Annotated in this window: 2 protein-coding genes; both read right to left on the bottom strand. The window is 61.0% G+C overall.

Annotated features, from left to right (window positions below):
• Positions 1-362: hypothetical protein (locus NZU74_20415; protein MCS6883693.1), on the bottom strand; the 362-nt coding region annotated here is incomplete at its 3' end.
• 41 nt (positions 363-403) lie between these two features.
• Positions 404-724, bottom strand: a 321-nt coding sequence (locus NZU74_20410) for an NADH-quinone oxidoreductase subunit C (protein ID MCS6883692.1), incomplete at its 5' end; no start/stop codon positions are given.

Genomic DNA, 724 nt, shown 5'->3' with positions numbered 1-724 from the left:
CGGATGACCTGCGCCCGCTCCGGCACGTCCACGCCCACCAGTTTTTCCACCGCCAGGCAATAGGCCAGGTTATTGCCCAAATTGTTCAGGTAGTCGAGGCGGTCGGTCATCACCAGCGCCTTCAGATAAGTCTTGGCCTCCATGTTCTTCTCGATGCCGGTGTGGAGGAAGCCGATGTCGGGTATGGCGTTGACGATGATCTCGCCGTCCAGCTCCAGGATGAGACGCAGGACGCCGTGGGTGCTGGGGTGCTGCGGCCCCATGTTGAGCACCATCGTCTCGCCGGTCAGCGCGCGCGGCGAGAGGAGGTGCTTAAGTTCCTCCAGAGTGTGGTCGAGCAGTGGCGTTTCCAGAGTGGACATGGTTTGAAGTCAGAGAGCAGCTTCGCTCTTCCGTCTTCTGACTACTCTTTCGCGTAAGGCTTCTTCCGGTCAATCTCGTCGAAGTTGAACGTGAACTGCACTTCTTCGTAGCCGAGCGGATAGTCTTTGCGCAGCGGATGGCCCACCCAGTCGGCGGGCATGAGGATGCGTCGCAGGTCTGGGTGACCTTCGATTTGGATGCCGAACATGTCGAACAGCTCGCGCTCCGGCCAGTTGGCGTTGCGGTGTACACCGGTGACGGAGGGCAGCCGCGGGTCGTCGCCCGGCAGCGCGCACTTGACGCGCAAGTTAGTCAGGCGCTCCAGATTGCGGAGCTGATAGACCACGTAGAAGCGCGGCTC

It is taken from the genome of Chloroflexaceae bacterium (genome assembly GCA_025057155.1).
Taxonomy (GTDB): Bacteria; Chloroflexota; Chloroflexia; order Chloroflexales; family Chloroflexaceae; genus JACAEO01.
Note: the sequence above shows the minus strand (reverse complement) of the source record. Positions and strands in the feature narration are given on the sequence as shown.